This is a genomic window from Shewanella sp. NIFS-20-20 (genome assembly GCF_019209865.1).
In the GTDB taxonomy this organism is placed as follows: Bacteria; Pseudomonadota; Gammaproteobacteria; order Enterobacterales; family Shewanellaceae; genus Shewanella.
Map to the genome: position 1 here is coordinate 1 of NZ_JAHUTT010000101.1, position 6,165 is coordinate 6,165.

Below are 6,165 nucleotides of genomic sequence, written 5' to 3' on the forward strand. Positions count from 1 at the left end.
GTAAATTTTCAGCGTTGCTGGCTCCCCGTCAGCCGGATTGGGTTGCATCGCAGGGGTGTCGAAAGAGTCAACTGCGGTCCAAAGCTGTTGGACTTGGGTGAAAAGGGCGTTTATTCTTCCTATACGTGCCGCGTTCCAGGCGGCGACTATGAGGGCTATGTCGATGCCCATGTGCGCCGGCTGGAGGCGCTACGCCGGGCCGGTATCGTCGAGCGGATCGACGCCGACCAATGGCGCATCCCCGATGATCTGGTCAGCCGTGCCGCCGCCCATGACGCCGGCCGAGACAGTCAGGCCAGCGTTCGCGTCCTTTCCCCGGTCGATCTGAACAAACAGATCGGATCGGACGGCGCGACCTGGCTGGACCGGCGGCTGATCCACGGCGAGACGGCCGACCTTGCGCCAACCGGCTTCGGGCAACAAGTCCGCGAAGCCATGGACCAGCGCCGCGAGCACCATATCGAACAGGGCGACGCCACCCGCAGCCGGGACAGCCGCGTCTTCTACCGGCGCAACCTTCTCGCCATCCTGCGGGAGCGCGAGGTAGCCGGCGTCGGATCGGATATGGCTTTGAGTAAGGGCCTGCCGTTCCGCGCCGCCACGGACGGCGAGAGCGTCAGCGGCAAGTTTACCGGAACCGTGCATCTATCGAGCGGCAAGTTCGCCGTGGTCGAGAAATCCCATGAGTTCACCCTTGTCCCGTGGCGGCCGATCATCGACCGCCAACTCGGCCGCGAGGTTATGGGCATCGTGCAGGGCGGGTCGGTGTCGTGGCAGTTAGGGCGGCAGAGGGGGCTGGAACGCTGAGTGCGCCCATGCCGCATTGCGAAGCAAAAGATAATCGGATAAAATGTAGCAATTCATATTCGTAAGCGTGGAGTAATCAGATGGGAAATTCCAAGTCAGCAGACAAGTAAGCCGCAACAACCAGTATTGTTGTTGCGGCGCTCTGTAAGGCTAGTCTCATCTGATTGCTGACGAGCAGACGTCGCCCGGTATTCCTTAATCGAGGGTTGATTCGTCATGACCACCACACGCCCCGCGTGGGCCTATACGCTGCCGGCAGCACTGCTGCTGATGGCTCCTTTCGACATCCTCGCTTCACTGGCGATGGATATTTATCTCCCTGTCGTTCCAGCGATGCCCGGCATCCTGAACACGACGCCCGCTATGATCCAACTCACGTTGAGCCTCTATATGGTGATGCTCGGCGTGGGCCAGGTGATTTTTGGTCCGCTCTCAGACAGAATCGGGCGACGGCCAATTCTACTTGCGGGCGCAACGGCTTTCGTCATTGCGTCTCTGGGAGCAGCTTGGTCTTCAACTGCACCGGCCTTTGTCGCTTTCCGTCTACTTCAAGCAGTGGGCGCGTCGGCCATGCTGGTGGCGACGTTCGCGACGGTTCGCGACGTTTATGCCAACCGTCCTGAGGGTGTCGTCATCTACGGCCTTTTCAGTTCGATGCTGGCGTTCGTGCCTGCGCTCGGCCCTATCGCCGGAGCATTGATCGGCGAGTTCTTGGGATGGCAGGCGATATTCATTACTTTGGCTATACTGGCGATGCTCGCACTCCTAAATGCGGGTTTCAGGTGGCACGAAACCCGCCCTCTGGATCAAGTCAAGACGCGCCGATCTGTCTTGCCGATCTTCGCGAGTCCGGCTTTTTGGGTTTACACTGTCGGCTTTAGCGCCGGTATGGGCACCTTCTTCGTCTTCTTCTCGACGGCTCCCCGTGTGCTCATAGGCCAAGCGGAATATTCCGAGATCGGATTCAGCTTTGCCTTCGCCACTGTCGCGCTTGTAATGATCGTGACAACCCGTTTCGCGAAGTCCTTTGTCGCCAGATGGGGCATCGCAGGATGCGTGGCGCGTGGGATGGCGTTGCTTGTTTGCGGAGCGGTCCTGTTGGGGATCGGCGAACTTTACGGCTCGCCGTCATTCCTCACCTTCATCCTACCGATGTGGGTTGTCGCGGTCGGTATTGTCTTCACGGTGTCCGTTACCGCGAACGGCGCTTTGGCAGAGTTCGACGACATCGCGGGATCAGCGGTCGCGTTCTACTTCTGCGTTCAAAGCCTGATAGTCAGCATTGTCGGGACATTGGCGGTGGCACTTTTAAACGGTGACACAGCGTGGCCCGTGATCTGTTACGCCACGGCGATGGCGGTACTGGTTTCGTTGGGGCTGGTGCTCCTTCGGCTCCGTGGGGCTGCCACCGAGAAGTCGCCAGTCGTCTAACCGACGACTGGTAGCAGGCCCGCTCCGATGCGGCGCACTAACCATCGAAACCTCGTGAATGTCGGTATCCTGTCTGGCAGGATACCGCTCATTTCCCTTGTTCAGTTCATCGCCGTCGCCGAGCATCTGAATTTTCGGCATGCGGCCAAGGCACTTGGTATCAGCCAGTCGAGCGTCAGCGCGCGTGTGAAAGCGCTGGAGGATAACCTTGGTGTCCTGCTATTTGAGCGCCATGCGCGGGGCGTTCGGCTAACAGACGCAGGCAGGCACTTCATGGAGCGTGTCACGGCGGGTGTCGATCAACTCGATCACGCAGTGAAGACCGCGGAGTGACGGGCACTGGCTGGCAATGTCTAGCAACGGCAGGCATTTCGGCTGAGGGTAAAAGAACTTTCCGCTAAGCGATAGACTGTATGTAAACACAGTATTGCAAGGACGCGGAACATGCCTCATGTGGCGGCCAGGACGGCCAGCCGGGATCGGGATACTGGTCGTTACCAGAGCCACCGACCCGAGCAAACCCTTCTCTATCAGATCGTTGACGAGTATTACCCGGCATTCGCTGCGCTTATGGCAGAGCAGGGAAAGGAATTGCCGGGCTATGTGCAACGGGAATTTGAAGAATTTCTCCAATGCGGGCGGCTGGAGCATGGCTTTCTACGGGTTCGCTGCGAGTCTTGCCACGCCGAGCACCTGGTCGCTTTCAGCTGTAAGCGTCGCGGTTTCTGCCCGAGCTGTGGGGCGCGGCGGATGGCCGAAAGTGCCGCCTTGCTGGTTGATGAAGTACTGCCTGAACAACCCATGCGTCAGTGGGTGTTGAGCTTCCCGTTTCAGCTGCGTTTCCTGTTTGGGGTCGTTTGCGGGAAGGGGCGGAATCCTACGCTAAGGCTTTGGCCAGCGATATTCTCCGGTGAGATTGATGTGTTCCCAGGGGATAGGAGAAGTCGCTTGATATCTAGTATGACGTCTGTCGCACCTGCTTGATCGCGGCCGCGATAGCTAGATCGCGTTGCTCCTCTTCTCCATCCGCGTTCCAAGCTGCGGAAAGGCACCCATAAGCGTACGCCTGGTCGAGCAGGCGACGCGGATCGACGTCCAGCGCACGAGAGAATGCGTCCGCCATCTGTGCAATGCGTCTAGGATCGAGACAAAGGTCGTCTCTGTCAGCCGGATCGTAGAACATATTGGCGGCGCCAAAGCCCACTTCACCGACCAGACCGACGGGATCTATCACCAGCCAGCCGCGACTGGAGAACATGATGTTTTCATGATGCAGATCGCCATGTAGCCCACGCAGTTCCGAGGCATTGCTCATCATTTGATCGGCTATAATCGCCGCGTGGACGTAGTCAGTTTGACAACCTGCGTTTTGATCATCGCGCGCCCGCTGAAACAAAGCTGCAAAGCGATCCCGGATCGGGAGAAGGGCAGAAGGCAGGGGTTCCTCAGATGCGGCATACAGCTTCGCCATTAGTTCCGCTGCAATTTCGGTCGCCTGGTAGTCGCCGTGCTCGGCAACGATGTGAGAGAGCATTCGCTCCCCGGCATATTCGAGCAACATCAGATTGTTCTCACGACCGAGCAACCGGACTGCTCCCCTCCCATTGCGCCATACCAGATAGTCGGCCCCGCGCAGTTCATCAGCAATGTCTTCTATAGGTTTCAATCCCTTGACGATTGCAGGAGTCCCGTCTGGCAATGAAACTTTCCAAACGAGGCTGGAAAAGGTGTCCGCAATGAGAACAGGTTGCGAAACGTGCCAATGAGCAGGAAAAACAGGCAGCATGAACATCAACCCCAAGTCAGAGGGTCCAATCGCAGATAGAAGGCAAGGCGTTCGCGGTCGGGGGCTTCGATCCCCAATACATTGAATAGGACAGAGAAGGCGCGCTCTGCTTCATCTGGCGCTGCCCAGTTCTCTTCGGCGTTAGCAATCATGAGTGCCAAATCGGCATAGCGATCTGCTGTTCCGAGCCGCCCAAGGTCGATCAGACCCGTGCATTGAAGAGTTTTAGGGTCCACCATGAAGTTCGGCATGCAGGGATCACCATGGCAAACAACCATATCGGTGCGCTCTTGGTCGAGCCGCACCGGTAGCTCTCGTTCGACACGAGCCAAAAGATCGAGCTGCGGCGTACTCTTGTCCTCGTCCGGTAAGAAGTCGGGATTGACGGCATTGCGGGACACCACATCAACGGCGCGTCCGAACATTCGCGACAGCCTGCGCTCAAACGGACATTGATCAACCGATAGGCTGTGAACAGCGCCAAGTTGCTGCCCCATTGACGGCCACGCTTTGAGCAAATCCGCTCCAGACAGATCAGCCGCCGGTACTCCCGGAATTGCCGTTATCACCAAGCATGCACCCTCCTGTTCCTCCTGCCAGTTGATGACCTCGGGGCAAGCCACACCTCGACCTTTGAGCCAAATGAGGCGGTCACGCTCTCCAGCGAGCTCACCGCGGCGGGAAGCAGGTGCGATTTTCGCGAAGGCATGCCCGTCACCACGTCGAAAAACAAAATCACCAGATTCTCCGCCTCTGACAGGCAACCAGTCAGAATGCGATTCACCAAAAAAAATATTAGTTCGATTCAATGGAGGTTCCTTCAGTTTTCTGATGAAGCGCGAATATAGAGAAATATCCCGAATGTGCAGTTAACGAATTCTTGCGGTTTCTTTCAGCGCCGCCAATACCGCCAGCCCGTCGCGCAAGGGGCGCGGCTCGTGTGTGCGGATGAAGTCAGCTCCACCTGCGGCGGCGGCAAGCTCTGCAGCGAGTGTCGCGGCCCCGACATCCCCCGGACCACGGCCTGTGAGCGCGCGCAGAAAGGATTTGCGCGAAACAGACAGAAGCACCGGCAAATCGAAGCGCAGCCGCAATTCATCGAACCGCGCCAGCACCGAGAGCGAGGTTTCGGGAGCAGCCCCCAGAAAAAACCCCATGCCGGGATCAAGGACAAGGCGGTTGCGTTTGATACCGGCACCCGTCAGCGCCGCGATGCGCGCGTCAAAGAACGCCGCAATGTGATCCATGATGTCGCCAGCGGGTGCCTCGCGCCGATCTGCCTGCCCGTCTTGCACCGAATGCATAACGACGAGTTTGGCAGATGATTTCGCCAATTGCGGATAGAACGCAGCGTCTGGAAAACCGCGAATATCATTGAGATAGGCCACACCACGCGACAAGGCATAGGCTTGCGTCGCGGGTTGATAACTGTCGAGCGAGACGGGAATGCCATCTGCCTTGAGCGCGTCCAGCACCGGCGCGATACGCGCGATTTCTGTGTCGGACGAAACAGGCGCGGCGTCGGGATTGCTGGATGCCGGACCGAGGTCGATCACATCTGCCCCCTCGGCCATCAGCTTACGCGCCTGCGCAATGGCTGCGTCTGGCGCCAGATACCGGCCTCCATCGGAGAAACTGTCCGAGGTTATGTTGACGATGCCGAAAATGATGAGCGATTTATTCATGGGGGCTTCTATAATAATAATAATCGAGCATGAGTCTCATACGGATGCTCGGGTCGAAAGGGAATCCCCAGGCGAGTAACCTGTTTGCGGTGATCCATTAGCTGCAGGAGCAGAATAGCATACATCTGGAAGCAAAGCCAGGAAAGCGGCCTATGGAGCTGTGCGGCAGCGCTCAGTAGGCAATTTTTCAAAATATTGTTAAGCCTTTTCTGAGCATGGTATTTTTCATGGTATTACCAATTAGCAGGAAAATAAGCCATTGAATATAAAAGATAAAAATGTCTTGTTTACAATAGAGTGGGATACAGACACGCTTGATATGTTTGGAGATGGGGTTCTAGGGATTTTCCCCTCTAAAAAGACTTAATCCTCTGTAGACCACACCAATAAATGGCTGCGGAGGTGGGTTACTACTTATAAGTGTGGCAAATTAGGTAAATATCGTACATTTAATAC

The 6,165-nt window shown here is 57.0% G+C and carries 6 protein-coding genes and 1 pseudogene; 4 read left to right on the top strand and 3 right to left on the bottom strand.

Translation table 11 applies throughout. The features are described from left to right. From KU855_RS18980 to KU855_RS18450, 4 genes and pseudogenes are all read left to right on the top strand, one after another. Nucleotides 1-807, top strand: an 807-nt coding sequence (locus KU855_RS18980; RefSeq protein ID WP_223364268.1) for a DUF3363 domain-containing protein, incomplete at its 5' end; no start/stop codon positions are given. A gap of 216 nt (nt 808-1,023) precedes the next feature. Next, a complete protein-coding gene (gene floR / locus KU855_RS18440) occupies nt 1,024-2,238 on the top strand; it encodes a chloramphenicol/florfenicol efflux MFS transporter FloR (RefSeq protein WP_000214119.1) in 1,215 nt (404 codons plus the stop codon). 27 nt (nt 2,239-2,265) lie between these two features. Next, on the top strand, nt 2,266-2,571 hold the full coding sequence (locus KU855_RS18445; RefSeq protein ID WP_001255015.1) for a LysR family transcriptional regulator: 306 nt from the start codon (nt 2,266-2,268) through the stop codon (nt 2,569-2,571). 111 nt (nt 2,572-2,682) lie between these two features. Continuing rightward, a pseudogene (locus tag KU855_RS18450) lies at nt 2,683-3,087 on the top strand (IS91 family transposase); the annotation flags it as partial. A 106-nt stretch (nt 3,088-3,193) separates the two neighbouring features. On the opposite strand, the gene KU855_RS18455 reads toward KU855_RS18450, so the two are convergent. The 3 genes from KU855_RS18455 to sul2 are packed head-to-tail and all read right to left on the bottom strand — an operon-like array spanning nt 3,194 to nt 5,709. Continuing rightward, nucleotides 3,194-4,030: an APH(6)-I family aminoglycoside O-phosphotransferase gene (locus KU855_RS18455; RefSeq protein ID WP_218532711.1), complete on the bottom strand. Its 837-nt coding sequence runs from the start codon at nt 4,028-4,030 to the stop codon at nt 3,194-3,196. Beyond that, the gene (aph(3'')-Ib, locus tag KU855_RS18460) at nt 4,030-4,833 is read right to left on the bottom strand and encodes an aminoglycoside O-phosphotransferase APH(3'')-Ib (protein WP_120366336.1); all 804 of its coding nucleotides are present in this window, start codon (nt 4,831-4,833) and stop codon (nt 4,030-4,032) included. The genes KU855_RS18455 and aph(3'')-Ib overlap by 1 nt, the downstream gene beginning before the upstream one ends. 60 nt (nt 4,834-4,893) lie before the next feature. Next, on the bottom strand, nt 4,894-5,709 hold the full coding sequence (gene sul2, locus KU855_RS18465) for a sulfonamide-resistant dihydropteroate synthase Sul2 (RefSeq protein WP_001043260.1): 816 nt from the start codon (nt 5,707-5,709) through the stop codon (nt 4,894-4,896). Between the last annotated feature and the right edge of the window lie 456 nt (nt 5,710-6,165).

Coding starts and splice junctions, on each gene's coding strand:
- floR (WP_000214119.1), top strand. CDS start 1,024: ATGACCACCACACGCCCCGCGTGGGCCTATACGCTGCCGGCAGCACTG.
- KU855_RS18445 (WP_001255015.1), top strand. CDS start 2,266: ATGCGGCGCACTAACCATCGAAACCTCGTGAATGTCGGTATCCTGTCT.
- KU855_RS18455 (WP_218532711.1), bottom strand. CDS start 4,030: ATGTTCATGCTGCCTGTTTTTCCTGCTCATTGGCACGTTTCGCAACCT.
- sul2 (WP_001043260.1), bottom strand. CDS start 5,709: ATGAATAAATCGCTCATCATTTTCGGCATCGTCAACATAACCTCGGAC.